General features: G+C 68.0%; 14 protein-coding genes. 6 read left to right on the top strand and 8 right to left on the bottom strand.

What is annotated here, in order from left to right:
- Positions 1-108: 108 nt before the first annotated feature.
- From C1Y63_RS09655 to C1Y63_RS09630, 6 genes are all read right to left on the bottom strand, one after another.
- Positions 109-942, bottom strand: coding sequence for a carbohydrate ABC transporter permease (locus tag C1Y63_RS09655; protein ID WP_233195676.1), 834 nt, complete (start codon positions 940-942; stop codon positions 109-111).
- Positions 939-2,009: a carbohydrate ABC transporter permease gene (locus C1Y63_RS09650; RefSeq protein ID WP_106016246.1), complete on the bottom strand. Its 1,071-nt coding sequence runs from the start codon at positions 2,007-2,009 to the stop codon at positions 939-941. The genes C1Y63_RS09655 and C1Y63_RS09650 overlap by 4 nt, the downstream gene beginning before the upstream one ends.
- A gap of 660 nt (positions 2,010-2,669) precedes the next feature.
- Positions 2,670-3,974 carry an ABC transporter substrate-binding protein gene (locus tag C1Y63_RS09645; RefSeq protein ID WP_106016245.1) on the bottom strand — a complete coding sequence of 435 codons (1,305 nt, stop codon included), beginning with the start codon at positions 3,972-3,974 and terminating at the stop codon, positions 2,670-2,672.
- A gap of 556 nt (positions 3,975-4,530) precedes the next feature.
- A complete protein-coding gene (locus C1Y63_RS09640; protein WP_106016244.1) occupies positions 4,531-5,595 on the bottom strand; it encodes an ABC transporter ATP-binding protein in 1,065 nt (354 codons plus the stop codon).
- A gap of 198 nt (positions 5,596-5,793) precedes the next feature.
- Positions 5,794-6,474, bottom strand: a complete 681-nt coding sequence (locus C1Y63_RS09635; RefSeq protein ID WP_106016243.1) for a TIGR03089 family protein — start codon at positions 6,472-6,474, stop codon at positions 5,794-5,796.
- Between the two features lie 182 nt (positions 6,475-6,656).
- Positions 6,657-8,240, bottom strand: a complete 1,584-nt coding sequence (locus tag C1Y63_RS09630; protein WP_106016242.1) for an LCP family protein — start codon at positions 8,238-8,240, stop codon at positions 6,657-6,659.
- 540 nt (positions 8,241-8,780) lie between these two features.
- Between C1Y63_RS09630 and C1Y63_RS09625 the strand changes: the two genes are divergently transcribed.
- The 3 genes from C1Y63_RS09625 to C1Y63_RS09615 all read left to right on the top strand — a co-directional run bounded on the left by C1Y63_RS09625 (position 8,781) and on the right by C1Y63_RS09615 (position 12,235).
- Positions 8,781-9,749: a sugar nucleotide-binding protein gene (locus C1Y63_RS09625; protein ID WP_106016241.1), complete on the top strand. Its 969-nt coding sequence runs from the start codon at positions 8,781-8,783 to the stop codon at positions 9,747-9,749.
- Between the two features lie 169 nt (positions 9,750-9,918).
- Complete coding sequence (locus tag C1Y63_RS09620) at positions 9,919-10,812, top strand: glycosyltransferase family 2 protein (protein WP_106016240.1); 894 nt, start codon at positions 9,919-9,921, stop codon at positions 10,810-10,812.
- Positions 10,813-11,089: 277 nt separating this feature from the next.
- Positions 11,090-12,235 (top strand): sugar phosphate nucleotidyltransferase, encoded by a 1,146-nt coding sequence (locus C1Y63_RS09615; RefSeq protein WP_233195675.1) that lies wholly within the window; start codon positions 11,090-11,092, stop codon positions 12,233-12,235.
- A 192-nt stretch (positions 12,236-12,427) separates the two neighbouring features.
- Here C1Y63_RS09615 and C1Y63_RS09610 read toward each other — a convergent pair whose 3' ends face one another.
- Positions 12,428-12,664, bottom strand: coding sequence for a hypothetical protein (locus C1Y63_RS09610; protein ID WP_106016238.1), 237 nt, complete (start codon positions 12,662-12,664; stop codon positions 12,428-12,430).
- Between the two features lie 795 nt (positions 12,665-13,459).
- Between C1Y63_RS09610 and C1Y63_RS09605 the strand changes: the two genes are divergently transcribed.
- A complete protein-coding gene (locus tag C1Y63_RS09605) occupies positions 13,460-13,759 on the top strand; it encodes a WhiB family transcriptional regulator (protein WP_106016237.1) in 300 nt (99 codons plus the stop codon).
- Positions 13,760-13,889: 130 nt separating this feature from the next.
- On the opposite strand, the gene C1Y63_RS09600 is transcribed toward C1Y63_RS09605, so the two are convergent.
- A complete protein-coding gene (locus C1Y63_RS09600) occupies positions 13,890-14,351 on the bottom strand; it encodes a metallopeptidase family protein (RefSeq protein WP_106016236.1) in 462 nt (153 codons plus the stop codon).
- Between the two features lie 208 nt (positions 14,352-14,559).
- On the opposite strand from C1Y63_RS09600, the gene C1Y63_RS09595 reads away from it, so the two are divergent.
- Both C1Y63_RS09595 and C1Y63_RS09590 read left to right on the top strand, forming a co-directional pair.
- Positions 14,560-14,952, top strand: coding sequence for a DUF3499 domain-containing protein (locus C1Y63_RS09595; protein WP_106016257.1), 393 nt, complete (start codon positions 14,560-14,562; stop codon positions 14,950-14,952).
- A 435-nt stretch (positions 14,953-15,387) separates the two neighbouring features.
- The gene (locus C1Y63_RS09590) at positions 15,388-16,770 is read left to right on the top strand and encodes a phosphomannomutase/phosphoglucomutase (protein WP_106016235.1); all 1,383 of its coding nucleotides are present in this window, start codon (positions 15,388-15,390) and stop codon (positions 16,768-16,770) included.
- The last annotated feature ends 168 nt before the right edge of the window (positions 16,771-16,938 follow it).

Raw genomic sequence — 16,938 nt, 5'->3', positions numbered from 1 at the left:
CCTCCATTATGGCCCGTGCCGCATGCCACCGGGTGGCACAACCCCCGGAGAGTGCGGTGACTCCGCCTGCGGGGCGAGCGGCCGCCACGCCAGCGGCAGAGTCTGCTCTTAGGCCTTCACACCGCCGGCGGTCAGCCCGGCGACGATGCGACGCTGGAAGACCAGCACCATGATCACCAGGGGGATCGTCACCAAGGAACCCGCGGCCATGATGGAGGCGTACGGGAACTCGAAGGAGCTCGGCCCACTAAAGCGGGCGATCGCCACGGTGACGGGCTCCGTACTCAAGTTACTCAACTGCTTGGCGAGCATGAACTCGTTCCAGGAGGCGATGAACGCCAGGATCGCCGTGGTAAACAGGGCGGGCGCCGCCAAGGGCAGCAGCACCAGCCGGAACGCCTGGCCGCGGGTCGCCCCGTCGACGCGGGCGGCTTCCTCCAACTCCCAGGGCAGCTGGTTGAAGAAGCTCATGAGCGTGTAAATCGTCAGCGGCAGCGCGAAAGAAATATTCGGCACAATCAGCGCCTGGTAGGTGCCGATCCACCCCAGGTCGCCGAAGAGCTGGAACAGGGGGGTCACCAGCGCAATGCCGGGGAACATGCTCGCCGCGAGGACAATGCCCGTGACGAAGCCACGGCCCCGGAAATTCAGCCTGGTGAGCGCATAGGCGGCGAAGACGCCTACGAGCACCGACAGGGCGGTTGTACTTAGGCCGATGATGAGCGAGTTGCCAATCGCCCCGAGGAAGTCGTTGCCCTTATCGGTGGCCAGCGCGTCGCGGAAGTTCTCCAGGGTGACGTGCGTCGGCCAGGGGGTGGTGTCGAAGGTGTAGTCCTTGTTCCGCAGGGCGGTGACCAGCATCCAGTAGAAGGGGCTCAACCCCCAGACGAGGATGAACACCACCCCGGCGTAGGTGCGGATGAGGGTGCGTGCACGGCTCACAGGTGGTCTCCCATCGGGGTGCGGTCAGCAGTCGCTACGGCGGCGGATGGCGCCGGCGCCCGGAAACCCTCCGGCAGTACCACAGGTGTGGCTGCCACCACGGCGGGCGTGTGCTCGAGGGCGGGACGCGTCGTGGAGCGCGTCGCGCTGCGAATATCGGCGCCGAGGAAACGGATCATGATGAACGCCACCGCGAAAATCAGCAGGAACACCAGCGTCGACAGCGCGGAGGCGGAATTGAAGTGGTTCTGCCGCATGTCCTCGACCACGAGCTGGGAGATCGTCGCCGTCGGCGCATTCGAGGAGGCAGAAATCAAAATGACCGGCAGGTCGTACATGCGCAGCGCATCCAGGGTGCGGAACAGCACCGCCACCATGAGCGCAGGTTTCACCAGCGGCAGCGTGATCTGGGTAAAGATCTGCCAGCGGCTCGCCCCATCGACCCGGGCCGCCTCGTACACCTCCTTCGGGATCATCTGCAGGCCCGCGAGGATGAGCAACGCCATGAACGGGGTGGTCTTCCACACGTCCGCGATGATGACGGCGGTGCGCGCCGCCCACGGGTCGGTGGTCCACGCGATCTTCACCCCCAGCAGGGAGTTGATGATGCCGCGCTCCGCGAAGATGAACTGCCACAGCTTCGCCGTCACCGCCGTCGGAATCGCCCAGGGGATGAGCACTGCGGCGCGCAGGAGGCCACGGCCCCGGAACTCCCGGTTCATCACCGTCGCCATCCACATGCCCAGTGCTGTCTCCAGGGCGACGGTCACGACCGCGAAAAACAGGGTGATGCGCAGCGCCGGCCAGAAGTCCGTGGCCAGCACGCCGGGCGGGCAGGGTGCCGTCGCACCTGAGGGGCTCGTGCACTCCTGGGTCAGCCAGTACAGGTAGTGCTTGAAGCCGGCGAAACCGCCGTCGACAAACATGCCCGTCGTGGGGTCCAGGCCCTTATCCGCCTGGAAGGACAGCCAGATGGCCCGCAGAATCGGGTACCCGATGACCACCGTCAGCACCATGAGCGTCGGCGCGATGAGCAGCAGCGCCTGCCGAGTGGTTGTGCGCTGCATGCGGCGGCCCGCAGCGGCCGCGGAACCTGCGGCACTATCCGGGTGCGTTGACGCCGCAGCGGCCGGGGTGGGGGTCGTGGGTGTGGGAGGTGCGGTCACGGTGAAGTACTCGCCTAACGCCGTAGGAAGACCACGAGCGAACCGCACCCCCATCTCGCGTGCGTCCCACCGCACCGCCGCACACCGCAGGGAGCGCGGCGGGGGAGAAGAGGGAGGCACGCAGGAGGGCGTGGGATTCGACGTGGCGCGCGCACCACGCTCACAGCCCCACCGGTGCCGGAGCGTGGGGGAAGCTGTGCGCGTGGGCGCGCCGAGGATAACGAAGGAAGAAAAGAAAGAAGGAAAAAGATAAGGGACGAAGGAGAGAAAAAGAGAGGAAGAGAAGAAGACACAAGGTGCAAGGGACGTGGTGACGCAGTCATCACCATGCCGCGCACAGCAGGCCTCGTGCCGGCAGCGGCACGCGGGGGTAAGTCACTCGAGGAGACCTACAGCACCCAGGGATGCCGTGCGTGACATGCGGCGCTTTTACTGTATTACACACGCACAATCGCTGCGGGGTGTGAAACTGCGACCAGCCACCCCGGCGACCCCTGGGCGGGGGCGGGATGGCTGGGCGGGTGCGGCCGCACTCGGGGTCCGGGCGGCGCGCGGTGGGGGTTACTTGGTGGCTGCCTCGATGGCGGACTTCATGTCCTGGGCGGCTTGCTCGACGTCGGTCTGGCCGGTCAGCGCCGCGTAGGCGTTGTCCTGGATGGCCTTAGAGATCGCCGGGTAGAACGGGGACACGGGGCGCGGCACCGCGTTCTCCAGGGAGGTCTTCAGCGCCGGCAGGTAGGGGTACTTCTCGGTCAGTGCGGCATCGTCGTAGATGGAGGCCAGCACCGGCGGGAAGGAGTTATCGGCGAAGGAGGTCTGGTTCTCCTCGTTGATGATGAACTCGATGAAGTCGCGGGCGGTCGCCTTGTGCTTGGAGTTGATGTTGATGGCGTTGTTGTAGCCACCCAGCGTGGACGCGCCCACGCCGTCCTTGCCGACGAGCGGGGACACGGCGAACTTGCCCTTGACGGCCGAGTCGTCCTTCTCCGCGTTGGTGTACATGTACGGCCAGTTCACGGCGAACGCGGTCTCCCCGCCGACGAACGCGAGGTTGGTTTCCTCCTCGGTGGTGGCGGTGGAGTTCTTCGCGATGACACCATCGTTGTAGCCGTCGACCAGGGCTTTGAGGCCGGCGACGGAGTTCGCGGAGTCCACCTCGGGGGTCTTGCCGTCGGTGCCAAGCACGTGGCCGCCCCAGCCCTCCATGAAGTCGGCGGTGTTGACGGTCAGGCCCTCATACTGCTTGAGCTGCAGGGTCAGGCACTCCTTGCCGGCATCCTTGGCGGCACCACAGGAGTCGATGAGTTCCTGCCAGGTGCCCGGCGCCTCGGGGACGAGCTCGGTGTTACGGAACAGCAGCTGGCCGTTGGTGTTCTGCGGCACCGCGTACAGGGTGTCCTGGTAGGTCGCGGATTCGACGGTCGGCTGCAGCAGCTTGGAGGTGTCGACCGCGAGGTCGCCAGTCAGCGGGGCGATCCACTGGTGGGCGGCGAAGTCCGCAGTCCACACCACGTCGAGCGCCATGACGTCGTAGTCGTCGCTCTTGGCCTGCAGGGACTGCACGAGGGTTTCGCGCTGCGCGTCGGCTTCGCCGGCGAGCTCCTTCAGGGTGACCTTCTCGTCCGGGTGCTCCTTGTTCCACGCCTCAATGACGGGCTTGAGCTTGTCGGTGTCGTTCTTGCCCATGGCGAAGGTGATGGGGCCGCGAGCGTCATCGCCCGCAGCGGCGGTGGTGCCCGCATCGTTGGCGGCGGGCGCGTCGGTCGACTCGGAGGAGCAGCCAGTCAGCGCCAGGGCGCCGGCCAGTCCCAGGACGGCCAGGGAGGCTGCGGCGGGGCGGATACGGGGGCGGATGTGAGCGGTCATGTACGTCACTTTCTTCTGCCGGGGTCGGTGAACTTCACACCATGGTAAACCCAAAACCGCAACCCCGTGTGACTGTTGGGGGTAAAACTGCGCCGAAAAGGGGGTGAGATTGTGCATAGTGTTTTCTGCTGTCACGTCACCCACGCGCCCCTGTGGCGTCACCCACCCGTATCGGGAGCGCAACTGTGTCGTCACCCGCACCACGGACACCGGTTCATCGGCACGCCACCGACAGGCCACGCCTGCGCAAGGTGTGCGGTGGTCTGCGCGGTGCGGCGCCACACCACGGACGGATGTACCGCCCAGCCCCCGGCACGCCCCACCGGGGGACCCCACGGGCGCGGCCACGAGACCCCGCGACAAAGGATGCCCCACCGCGCGCCTGCGCAGCCCCGCACCCCTACGCCCCCAGATGCACCGCACCCCGAAAAACACCCCACCCCCGCGCCGTGCGCCGTGCCGGGCACAATCGCTGCGGGGGTGGGGAGAGGAGGGGCCAGTGCTGCCGGGGGTTGTCTGGGGCGTGCGGGCGGGGTTGCCAGAGGTTGCCTGGGCGCTAGACCTCGATGCGCTCTTCAGTGGTGGGGTCGAAGAAGTGGCAGCGGGCAAACGGGGCGCGCAGCGTGACCTGGGAGCCGACCTGCGGGGTGGCCTCCCGGGGAGTGCGTGCGGTGAGAATGACCTCCGGGGCATCCGCACGGTGGGCGTAGATGTAGCTCTCCGCGCCGAGTTCCTCCACGAGATCCACCGTGGCGGCAATCTCCAGTACCTCTGCGCTGTTCCCAGCCGCGGGAGCACCTGCTGCACCTGCAGGGGCCGTGGTGGCGACGTCGACGTCCTCGGGGCGGATCCCCAGAATCACCTCACCCGCAGAGGGGTGGGTGGCGCGCAGCAGGTTCATCGCCGGGCTGCCAATAAAGCCCGCGACGAACGCATTCGCCGGGCGGTCGTAGAGCTCCCGGGGGCTGGCGACCTGCTGCAGGACACCGTCTTTGAGGACTGCGACACGATCGCCCATCGTCATCGCCTCCACCTGGTCGTGGGTGACATAGACGGTGGTGGTGCCCAGGCGGCGCTGCAGGGCGGCGAGCTCCGTGCGGGTTTGCACGCGCAGCTTCGCATCCAAGTTGGACAGGGGCTCGTCCATCAAAAACACCCGCGGGTTGCGCACGATCGCCCGCCCCATGGCCACGCGCTGCCGCTGCCCGCCGGACAGATCCTTCGGCCGCCGCTCCAGGTAGGGCGTGAGCCCCAGGATGTCGGCCGCCTCCCGCACCTTGAGGTCAATGGTGTGCTTGTCGATGCCCGCGAGCTTGAGCGCAAAGCCCATGTTCTTCGCCACTGTCATGTGGGGGTAGAGGGCGTAGTTCTGGAACACCATCGCCACGTCACGTTCCGCGGGCTCCTGCCCGGTGACGTCCTCGCCGTCGATGAGGATCCGCCCGGAGGAGACGTTTTCCAGCCCGGCGAGCGCCCGGAGGGACGTCGACTTTCCGCAGCCGGAGGGCCCCACCAGCACCAGGAATTCGCCGTCGGCGATGTCCAGGTTCAGGCCGGTGACCGTCGGCGCATCGGCCCCGGGGTAGCGGATCGAAACGTCCTCAAACGTGATACGTGCCATGACTAGCGAATCTAGCACCCCGCGCCACAGGCCACCCCCGCGACCCCCACCAGCGGTGGCAGACAGTCCCCGTGAAAGATCGCCTCCCCGCAAGGATCCCCCGCGCACATCCCACCCGTGCTGCGGGGAACCCGCGCCCCGAGTGGCCTCACCCCGGGCCGCCAGATCGCCAGGCCGCGAGGTGTGCCCCCGCGGGCCCTACAGGATGGTGGTGGCTTTTTCCTCCTGTGCGATCGCCTCCAGGCGCTGGGTGCTGGCCATGCCCAACACCACGATGGCCGAACCGCCCGCCGCCCAGGGGCTGAGCACACAGCGGGCAAAGCCTGCGGCGTCGGCGAAACCCGTCGACAACACCCGGGGGGATGAGGGGAATTCTTCGTCCGCGAGCGCGTCCGCGCCGGGGTAGTCGGCGAGGACCTCCTCCAGGGTGCGGCTGGGGCCGGCGTAGGCGTCGTCGTACATCCGCACCACCGGCCCGAAGTCCACCATCCCGTCAGGCACCTGCCCGCCGGTTTCCTCCACACCGCGGCCGAAAGGATCCGTGGTGATGAGACAGACCTCGCAGTCCGCATCGGCCGGCACCCGATCCGGGGACGCAAACAACACGGCCACATCCTCGGCGGTGTCGTAGGCGACGTCGACGCCGATCGCGTTCGCGCCGCACGCCAGCACGCAGGACTGCCACCCCGAGGGCAAGGCGATGCCGATGGTGTCGCCGGAAACGAGGTCGAACTCCTCGCTGAGCATGTTGGCGATCTTGCACGCCCAGTTGTTCAAGGTCGTGGCGGAAAAGTCGAGGCGGGCGCCGCTCGTCTCGTCGTAGACGGTGAGTCGGGGGCTCGCAGGATCCTGTGCGAGCAGGGTGGCGAAGAACTCCATGCCTCCCACAGTAGGCATTGCGCGCCAGGCGTGCAGGACGTGCACCGGGTGCACCCGCAGGATGCTGTGATTCAAGCTTTCCTACGAGACACGCCCCCACCGCAGTAGTGCGGTGGGGGCGTGGAGGATGGGGAGGCAACCGGGGAGGATGGGGAGAAAACCGGCGCCTGGGGCGTGGGGTGTTAGTTCACGCAGCGCGGGCCGTCGGAGCCGGCGTCGATGACGGGGGAGGCATCCGGGTCGGCGGCATCGCCCGGCTGGCCGACGATGTCCGGGGTGGCGGTGGCGTCCGCCATGGTGTCCTCGGCGGGGCTGGTGCTGTACGGCTCCTCCGAGGTCGGGCCGGCGTAATCCTCGGTGACCACCACGGTGACTTCACCCGGCGCCATCGACGGGGAGGTGGTGATCGGCAGCCCGCCCAGGCGGGCGGCGAGTTCCTTCGCCGCCGGGTCGGCGGGGTCGTGGGCGACGATCTGCGACTGGGTGTACAGGCCATCGGCGGCGTTGCCGACCTCGCTGATGCGGTAGCCGAGCTGCGCGAGCCCAGAGGCCGCCCGGCCGGCCAGGCCGTCGACGTCGCTGGCGTTGAGCACGAACACGTCCACGTCGGCCACGGGCTGCGCGGCAGCGCTCGGGGCGGCGGACTCGCTGGCGGGGGCGTCTTTGTCGCCGAGCAGCGTCTGGAAGAAGGAGTGCACCTCGTTGCGGTCGATGGTGACCACCGATTCGCCGTAGTCGCCGACACCGTCGATGGAGACCACCGGGATCGTCGTGAACTTCACATTGCCGCCGGTGAGGTTCTTCATCTGCGTCGCCAGGCCCACAATGTCCCAGTCGTCGTCCATCGTCAGCGAACGCTTCGCCGCATCCGCCAGCCCGTTGAGCTTCGTCGGGCTCGACAGGGTGTCCCCGGACAGCACCTTGTGCACCAGGGAGGCCATGAATGCTTGCTGGCGCACAATCCGGTCGAGGTCGCCGCGCGGCAGGTCGTGGCGCTGACGGACGAAGGACAACGCGTCCGGCCCGTCGAGGGTTTGCCGGCCGGCGGGGAAGTTCGCCCCCGACAGCGGCTCGTTGACCGCCTCGTTGAGGCACACTTCCACACCGCCGACAGCGTTGGTCAGCAGCACGAAGCCCAACAGGCCGACCTCGGCGTAGTGGTCGACTGTCACTCCCGACAGCTGGCTGACGGCACTGATGAGTGCTTTGCGGCCCGCCTCCTTGGACTGCTGCTCCAGCTTCTCCTCGTCGGTGACCCCAGACTCGAACAGCGACTCCTTCTTCGCGTTCTTGTACGCCCCATACACGCCGTTGATCTTCATGTTGCCCATGACATCGTCGTGAATGTAGGTGTCACGCGGGATGGAAATCGCGGTCGCCGAGGACCCATCGTTCGGCACACGGATGAGCATGATCGTGTCCGTGTTCTCGTTCTCCTCGTCGCCGGCCCGCAGCATCGCGATCTCCTCCGGGGACAAGGGTTTGCCCTGCGCGTCGGAGCGGGAGTCGATGCCGACGAGCAGAATGTCCTGGGCACCATCGGCGGCCTTCCAGGGCTTTGCGCCCTTACCCCCGCCGAGCGCCAAATCGCCCGCCGAGTTCGACACCTTGCCGCTGACGACGAAACCGGCGCCGCTGAGCATCAAGACAACACTGGCGAGCGCCGCCAGCAGGACGCGCAGGCTGGGGTGCCCGGCCTGCGCCGACAGGCGCGGTAGCGTCGGCGGCTGCACTTCACGGGGGCTGCGAGTAGTCCGGTTGCTCACGGTGGGTCAATCCACGCTTTCCGTAGGAGACGACGAGGGGAAGGAAGAAGGAAGAGGGGAAAGGATGACAGCGAAGGAGGGATGAAGAAGAAAGAGGGACGAAGAGGGAAGAAGAAAACAGGGGAAAGAAGAAAGAGGGGGAAGTAAAGAAAATAGCTGGAACACAGCGAAGGACACACACGCGGCGTGGGGCCCGAGGCACGACTGTCCGCGCGGCCCCTTGTGGGGTGTGGCGCGGGGTGTACGGTGGGGCTCCACCGGTGCGACCCTCCCAGGCTAGTAGGCAAACCTGGACGCTGGCTGGCAGGACACCCGCGCACCCTGGCAGGTGGGCCCGGCAGGTGGGTGATGCGCATCCCGGGGTGTCCACTACATTAGAAGCCGCACGCAGCCGGTACTCAATCCCCGCCCACCTCACCGACCGCGTGGGAGTGTGGGTTGGGCGGGGTGTGTTGTCCCCGTCTCCGAGTGTGGGTTGTGTTGCGTGTGCGTGCGCCGCGGGTGCGGCGCGCCCCTGGTGTCCCAAGAAAGTGGTGTGTCATGGTCCAGCCGGATGGATTCGAGCTTCTTGTCGTCCACGATGATCGGCCGGTGAGCTGGGCTGTGCTGCAGTTGCTGCGCGATGAGGCTTTCGCCGCCGCCCAGGGGGTGCTGCGGTGGCACGCCGTCGATGCGGGTGCGGTGGACTGCACCCGCGCGGGGGCGCTGCGGAACCACCCGGTGGTGGCGGCCGTGCGCGCCTCCGCGCATGGCCACCCGCGGGTCGTGATGAACCTCCTCGATGATGACCGGGTGGACCTCATCGAAACCGACCCGGAGGTCGCCGCCGGCCGCAACGTCACTGCAGCGCACGAGCTTGCCGCCGTGGCGGCGGAGCTGGGGGCGTATGTGGTCCAGCTGTCGAGCGTGTTCGTCTTCCCCCTCGCCCCGCAGCGTGACGCGACTGGTGCGCCCCGCCCCTTCGAGGCCACCGAACCGGTCGGGCCGGCGAGCGTGTACGGGATGATGAAAGCCCGCGCGGAAGATATCGCCCGCGCCGGTGATGCCCCGGCCACCATCGTGCGCACCGGCCTCGTCTACGGCGGCCCGGCCTACGGTGGGGCGGGTGAGCCCGGGAAGGACCTCGTCGGCTTCCTGGCTGAGAAGTTCCGGCAGGGCGGGGTGACGTTCGCCCCGCAGGATCAGGTGGTGAGCACCAGCTACGCGATCGATGTGGCGGCTGGGCTGCTGCGCGTCGCGCAGGCGCGGCAGCCGGGCACGGTGCACCTCGTCAACGAAGGGCAGGTCGGCCGCGCGGAGTTCGCGGCGGCGATCGCCGCCGCCGTCGGCGCCCCGGGCACTGTGGTGCGCGCCATGCCTGCGGAGCGCTACGCGCAGGCCGCGCCCCGCGGCAGCTTCGCGGTGCTCGGGACCGACACCTGGCGGGCGGGCGGGAATCGGCCGCTGCCGTCGTGGCGGGATGCGCTGCAGCGGGCCATCGCGGAGGACACCACCCCGCCGCAGCTGTAGGAGCCCCGGCGGCGTCCCCGGTGCCGACACTGTACGGGGGCAGTGCGTGCGCGGCGGTGCTTCGCTGTGGCGGGGGTGTGGGGCGGGTGTGGGCTGGCTGTTAAGGTGCCGCGAGTTCGAGTGTCCAGGCCCTCCCACGAGTGCATGCTTGTCTACACTGGGCCGGGTTATGAACCAAGCATCCGCGCCGCTGGCGGTCATCACCGTCACCTACTCCTCGGGCGACTACCTCACTCGCTTCATCGAGTCCCTGCCGCACGCCACCGGCCGAGACGTCGTCGTGGTCATGGCCGACAATGGCTCCACCGACGGCTCCCCGGAGCGCACCGAGGCGGCCTACGACCACGTCCACCTGCTGCGCACCGGCGGCAACCTGGGCTACGGCACCGCGATCAACGTTGCCGCCCGCGCCCTCGCCGAGGGGCAGTTCGGGGAGGTGGACCCGGAGGTGCTTCTCATCGCGAACCCGGATGTGGAGTTCGCCCCGGGCAGCATCGACACGATGCTGGACTGCCTTGAGCGCCACCCGGAGGCCGGGTGCACCGGCCCCGTCATCGTCGAACCCGACGGCAGCATTTACCCCTCGGCGCGGGCCGTGCCGACGGTCCGCAACGGGATCGGGCATGCGCTGTTCTCCAGCATCTGGCCGTCGAACCCGTGGACGCAGGCCTACCAGGATGACGCCGACATGGCCTCGGAGCGGGCGGCCGGCTGGCTGTCCGGCTCCTGCCTGCTGGTGCGCCGCCAAGCCTTCGAACAGATCGGTGGCTTCGACGAGCGCTACTTCATGTACATGGAGGACGTGGACCTGGGCGATCGCTTGGGCCGCGCCGGCTGGGCGAACGTGCTGTGCCCCTCGGCGCAGATCACCCACACCAAGGGCCACTCCACGGAGGCCGTCAGCGAACGAATGCTCAAAGCCCACCACGAAAGCGCCTACCGCTTCCAAGCCGACCGGCATGCGGGCGTACTCATGGCGCCGCTGCGGGCGGCCCTGTGGGTGGGGTTGCGGCTGCGCTGCCGGCTGGCGGTGTGGTGCGCCCGCCGCAAAAACTGCGCTTGACGTTCTCCGGCCACGCCTGTGCCCGCCGAAGGGGATGAGCCACGCCGTAAGCGTGCGCGTGGCTGGTGATTGTGTGCGTGCGCGTGGCTGGTGGTTGTGGTCCTGCTTACTGCGGCGGTGGCTATCACGGTGTGCCACACCCCGCGTTCGGTGGTGCGGGGGCTAGGCTGTGGGGCGAGTTTTTCCCTCACCCGGGAACAACCTCACCCCGCCTGCCGCGCCCCGGCGCCCCCGGGCGGAACACCCTTTTTTCCTGTTTTCGATGGGAGTACCCCACGTGATGACACTGAGCCACGACACCGACACCGACGCGCAGTCGGCCTACGAGGCGGTGAAGAACCTCGAGGTTCCCGCCCGCGAGGTCGACGCCGTCATCCTCGTCGGCGGCAAGGGCACCCGGCTGCGCCCCCTGACGGTGGGCACCCCGAAGCCGATGCTCCCCACCGCGGGATTCCCCTTCCTGGCGCACCTGTTGGCGCGCATCAAGGCCGCCGGCATCAACCACGTCGTGCTGGGCACCTCCTTCAAGGCGGAAGTGTTTGAAGAGTACTTCGGCGACGGTGCGGACCTTGGCCTGGACATCGACTACGTCGTCGAAGAGACCGCCCTGGGCACCGGTGGCGGTATCCGCAACGTCTTGGACAAGCTGCGCTACGACACGGCCGTGGTGTTCAACGGGGACGTGCTCGGGGGGACTGATATCGGTGAGGTCATCGCCACCCACGAGGCCAAGCAAGCGGACGTCACCATGCACCTGGTGCGAGTGGCAGACCCCCGGGCGTTTGGGTGCGTGCCCACCGGTCCGGACGGCCGGGTGCTGGAGTTTTTGGAGAAGACCAACGACCCGCCGACCGACCAGATCAACGCGGGCTGCTACGTGTTCAACCGGGACATCATCGCCCAGATCCCGCCGAACAAGGTCGTCTCCGTGGAGCGCGATGTCTTCCCCCGCCTCCTGGAGGAGGGCTACAAGGTCTACGGCCATGTCGACCAGGCCTACTGGCGTGACATGGGCACCCCGGACGATTTCGTGCGCGGCTCCTCGGATCTCGTGCGCGGCATTGCGCCCTCGCCGCTGCTGCGGGGGCGGACCGGGGAGAACCTCGTCGACCCGTCCGCGGGCGTGAAGGACGGGGTGCTGCTGCTCGGCGGCACGGTCGTCGGCCGCGGTTCGGAGATCGGCGCCGGCTGCCGCCTTGACGACACGGTGGTCTTCGACGGCGTGACCATCGAGCCGGGTGTGGTGGTGAGCAACTCGATCATCGCCGACGGCGCCCACATTGGTGCCGGTGCCCGCATCCACAACGCCATCATTGGTGAGGGCGCTGTCATCGGTGCCCGCTGTGAGCTGCAGGCCGGCATGCGTGTGTGGCCGGGCGTGCAGCTGCCCGACGGCGGCGTGCGTTTCAGCACCGACGCGTAAATAAAGCTCCCCAGCACGCCACCACCCCCAGCACACCCCTGGGGGCTGGCGCGAAGAGCAGCCAGGACTTTTCACCCCCAGGCGCCCGGACGCGCACACATGCGTCCGGGCGCCTTCCTGCGTGCGGCCATGCGCCGGGCACGACGGAACGACGTCACGACGCACCGCGGCCGTGCGCGCACTCTGTGCCAGTCAGTGGGGGTGTGCGCTGTGGTCGTCGCCGCGCAGCCAGGGCCGCAGCGCGCGGCCGAGGGCCGTGCCCAGCGCGGCGCAGCAGACGGTGCCGAAGACTGCGAAGACTAGGAGCTTGGCCGGTTCGTCCAGGGGCAGAAGGCCAAGGGCAGCCCATACGAGGAGCAGCAGCAGGCACGCTCCGAGGAACACGCCGAGACTCAACAGTGCCAGGCGCTGTGGGTTGAGCTTGGGCATTGCTAGGACTCCTTGTCATCGTCGGCATGGTCGGCATCGTCGCACCGCGTGCACCAGGGGGTTCCCGGTGCCCGGTCGCGGTGGGGTGGAATGAACCCCACCCTAGTCCGGCCACCTGCTGCGGGGCGGGGATGTCTACACACTGGGGTGTCCGTGGCGGGCGGGGGTATGAGTCGCGTGCGCGCGGGTGTGGGGGCGACACGCCCTCATCCGTGGGTGCTGGTGCTGGGGGTGGGTGTGCTGCTAGGTACTCGGCGGTGCGGGGGTTGCGGGTGTGCGTGGCGTGTGCTGTGGGGGTAGTTGCAGGTCGGCCGATATCTGCCGCCGCTGGGCGGGGGAAGAGCCGTCGGCGGGGGCCGTGTGGTGAGTGGTCCTGGGTGCGTTTATGCAAGCGACCACAACATGTAGTACCCCCGCGTTTTACCCCCGCATGGGGTGGATTGTGGCTTGTGTGACTACTGTGACCAGCTTCAAGGGGAAATGTCGGTTTTCGACTGAGAAAAGCCGCTCAGGGTTGACGGGGCACTACTACTACGTGTGTAATCACATCTGTGTAACCGCCCCGCCGTGGTCTTCACGCACCCCTCCCACGCACCGCGCGACAGGGGGCGAGTCGAACCGCAGGTGCGCATCACAGCTTCCAACCCCCGATGAGGGGTGGGGGAGTGCGTGCCGGGAACTTCCCTCAACAATCACCCGTTGCTTGGGAAGAGTGAGGTTGCATCACGCGCACGATTCTCGCGCGCCAGCCCATGCCCATCATTGTCGGAAACCTAGTGGAGAAAAGGAGCGCTCGTGGAGGAATTCGCGCCCGACGCACCTCGAAGCCTGGAGGGTGCCGCGCAGGTCGGCTTCGACCAGCTCTTTGAGCAGGTGGAGTGGGAATGGCAGGAACAAGCCCTGTGCGCGCAGACTGACCCGGAAGCCTTCTTCCCTGAAAAGGGTGGCTCGACCCGCGAAGCCAAGCGCATCTGCATGGCCTGCCAGGTCCGGGACGAATGTCTGGAGTTCGCGCTCACCAACGACGAGCGCTTCGGCATCTGGGGCGGACTCAGCGAACGTGAGCGCCGCCGCCTGCGCATCAACGAGGCTTAAAACACCCTCGCTGGCTGCACTAAGAACTTTGCGCCGCGCCCGTCCTGGGCGCGAGTGCTTGAAGAACGTGAAATATCTGGACTACACCAGTTTCTCGACAATTCCCACCTGCACCGGGTGGGAATTTTTTTTATCTCTCCAGGTCAAAGGCCGGATCAATGTCCTGCGGGGCGACGTTGAGATACGTCGCCACGAGCGACACCAACACCCGCCGGATGAGCGCTTCCCGCTCCTCGTCGGTGGCGGCGCGCGCCTCAATCGGGCGGCGGAAAATCACAATGCGCGGCCGCGTCGGCTGGCCCGCCGCATCCACGCCCGCCGGGATCACCCGACCCAAGGGCACCGGGCCATCCGCGCACACCTCGTCGGGAAGGATCGTGTTCGACGCCACCAGCCGCATTCGGGGGATGACGTCGACGGCGATGTCCATGTGCGCCAGCTCTTCCGCGAAGTTGTGCGCCAGGGGCGCGTAGGCGCTTGTGACGAGGGCGTCGAAACGATCGCTGCGGGACTGAAACCGCGGGATTGACTGCGGCATGACGATGCCGCGCTGCCCGCGCCCGTGTCGATTCCGGAAAGCCCTCGTGTGCATGACCCACACCCTAAAGCCCCCGTGGGTGCTGGCCGCGGTGTGACGCGCCCGGGCACCCCCGGCCGAGCCGGCGGGCGTTCCCGTGGTGCCCCGGTGGTGCAGGCACGGTCACGGGGTGGAAGGGGAAAAGGGGGATAGCAAGTTTTTCCTCCCCGCGGGGGTGTGGACCCCTAGAAAACCTTTGAGTAAAGGTCTAGACTTGGCGACCGTGAGTCACTTTCGTCGTTGTTCCCGCCCCGGATGCGGAAAGCCCGCTGTCGCCACACTGACCTACGCCTACGCGGATTCCACCGCCGTCGTCGGCCCCCTGGCCGCCGCCAGCGAGCCGCACACCTGGGACCTGTGCGAACACCACGCGGCCCGCATCACCGCGCCGCTGGGCTGGGAGCTGCTCCGGGTGGAAGACATCACCATCCACGACGATGACGACGACCTGACGGCCCTGGCGAAGGCCGTCCGTGAGGTCGGCGGCCACGCCGGCGACCTGCTGGACGACGGCCCCGTCCGCCACCCCTCCCAGCAGCCGAAGGCGCCTGCCCCGCGGACCCGCCGCGGCCACCTGAGCATCGTGCCCGACCCCATCGAGGACACGCCCAGCTAGGACATTCCGGTGCCGGCGCGCGCCGCGGGTGGGTGCCCGCGGTCGGCTGCCGGCCGTGGCACGCGGTGTGCCCGCCTGCGGGGAAGGGCACGCTGGATAGGCCGGTGGGGGTGTCGCGGCCTACAGTGGAGGCAACAATCGCCTCGCATCGTCGCCCTGAGCGTCGGCGGCGAGACGCCTGCGCAAGGACCCAGGTCGGTGTTCCTCGATCCGCAGGTGCCCGGGCTCTGTGCGCCTGAGGTTTTTCCTTCTTCGCTCCTTGACTTCCTTTCTTTCTTCGCGCTCGTCTCTTTCTTCGCCGGTGTGTGACCGGTCTTTTTCCGCGCGTGGGCACCCGCCTGTGTGCCCGTGCGGCACCACCCAGCCGCAGCACCGCTCGGGTGCCGCGTGCGCCCCACCACCCCCTTATTGTTTGATTCCCAGGAGTTTTCCCCCATGCACTCTCGCAGTCACGTGGACGCCAGCATCAAGGCCTACGATGTGCGCGGCGTCGTCGGCCCCGGCTTCGACGCCGACTTCTTCCGCGACATCGGCCAGGCCTTCGGCTGGCTCATGGCAGGGGAGGGCGCGACGAAGATCGTCATCGGCCACGACATGCGAGACAGCTCCCCGGAACTCTCCCGCGCGTTTGCTCACGGTGCGGCCGCCCAGGGCTTGGACGTGGACTTCCTGGGGCTGACGAGCACCGACGAGCTGTACTTCGCCTCCGGGGCGGGCAACTGCCCGGGCGCGATGTTCACCGCCTCCCACAACCCGGCGAAGTACAACGGCATCAAGATGTGCCGGGCGGGTGCTCGCCCCATCGGGCAGGAAACCGGCCTGGCGACGATCGCCGACATGCTCGTCGAAGGCATCCCCGCCCCCGCCGAGGGTGTCACCCCCGGCGAGATCCGTGACGTGGATGTGCTCGCCGACTATGGTGCGTTCCTCCGCAGCCTCGTGCCCCTGGAGGGCATGCGTCCTGTGACGGTCGCCGTCGACGCCGGCAACGGCATGGCCGGGCTCACGGTGCCTGCCGTGCTGGAGGGGCTGCCGATTGAGCTCAAGCCCCTGTACTTCGAACTCGACGGCTCCTTCCCCAACCACGAAGCCAACCCCCTGGAGCCCGCCAACCTTGTGGACCTGCAGAAGTTCACCGTGGAGGTCGGCGCCGATATCGGGCTTGCCTTCGACGGCGACGCCGACCGCTGCTTCGTCGTCGACGAGCTCGGCCAGCCGGTCACGCCCTCGGCGATCTGCGCGCTCGTGGCGAAGCGCTACCTGGCCACCCACCCGGGGGCGACGATCATCCACAACCTCATCACCTCGAAGACGGTGCCCGACATCATCACCGAAAACGGTGGCACCCCGGTGCGCACCCGCGTCGGCCACTCCTTCATCAAGGCCACCATGGCGGACACCGGTGCCGTCTTCGGCGGGGAGCACTCCGCCCACTACTACTTCACCGAGTTCTTCAACGCCGACTCCGGGCTGCTCGCGGCCCTGCACGTCCTCGCAGCCTTGGGGGAGTCCACCCGCCCGCTGAGTGAGCTCATGGCGGAGTACTCCCGCTACGAGGCCTCCGGGGAAATCAACTCCCGGCTCGCCAGCGCTGAAGCCCAGCAGGAGCGCACCCAGGCGGTGCTCGACGCCTTCGCGGAGCGCACCGAGTCCATTGACCGCCTCGACGGGGTCACCGTGCAGCTTGCCGGCACGCCCGCCTGGTTCAACGTGCGCGCCTCCAACACGGAGCCGCTGCTGCGTCTCAACGTCGAAGCACCCACCCGCGCCGAGGTCGACGCCCTCGTCGAGGAGATCCTCGGCATCATCCGCGCATAAGCGCACGCGCGCCGCTCCAGGCGCACGCACACCTGCGACACGCACCCCGCTGCCACACCCCAGGCCGCGGGGTGCGTGTCTTGCGTCCGGCACGGTGGGGTGGGGGAGTGCCTGAACGAAGGCTGAGAACTTCGGCACCCTCGCCCGCGGGCGTCGGGGCCCAAGGGG

Origin of the sequence: Corynebacterium sp. 13CS0277, assembly GCF_002994655.1 — a bacterium.
In the GTDB taxonomy this organism is placed as follows: Bacteria; Actinomycetota; Actinomycetes; order Mycobacteriales; family Mycobacteriaceae; genus Corynebacterium.
This window is presented reverse-complemented; position numbering and strand designations above follow the sequence as displayed.

Coding starts and splice junctions, on each gene's coding strand:
- C1Y63_RS09610 (WP_106016238.1), bottom strand. CDS start 12,664: ATGCCCAAGCTCAACCCACAGCGCCTGGCACTGTTGAGTCTCGGCGTG.
- C1Y63_RS09645 (WP_106016245.1), bottom strand. CDS start 3,974: ATGACCGCTCACATCCGCCCCCGTATCCGCCCCGCCGCAGCCTCCCTG.
- C1Y63_RS09590 (WP_106016235.1), top strand. CDS start 15,388: ATGCACTCTCGCAGTCACGTGGACGCCAGCATCAAGGCCTACGATGTG.
- C1Y63_RS09640 (WP_106016244.1), bottom strand. CDS start 5,595: ATGGCACGTATCACGTTTGAGGACGTTTCGATCCGCTACCCCGGGGCC.
- C1Y63_RS09635 (WP_106016243.1), bottom strand. CDS start 6,474: ATGGAGTTCTTCGCCACCCTGCTCGCACAGGATCCTGCGAGCCCCCGA.
- C1Y63_RS09620 (WP_106016240.1), top strand. CDS start 9,919: ATGAACCAAGCATCCGCGCCGCTGGCGGTCATCACCGTCACCTACTCC.
- C1Y63_RS09600 (WP_106016236.1), bottom strand. CDS start 14,351: ATGCACACGAGGGCTTTCCGGAATCGACACGGGCGCGGGCAGCGCGGC.
- C1Y63_RS09650 (WP_106016246.1), bottom strand. CDS start 2,009: ATGCAGCGCACAACCACTCGGCAGGCGCTGCTGCTCATCGCGCCGACG.
- C1Y63_RS09625 (WP_106016241.1), top strand. CDS start 8,781: ATGGTCCAGCCGGATGGATTCGAGCTTCTTGTCGTCCACGATGATCGG.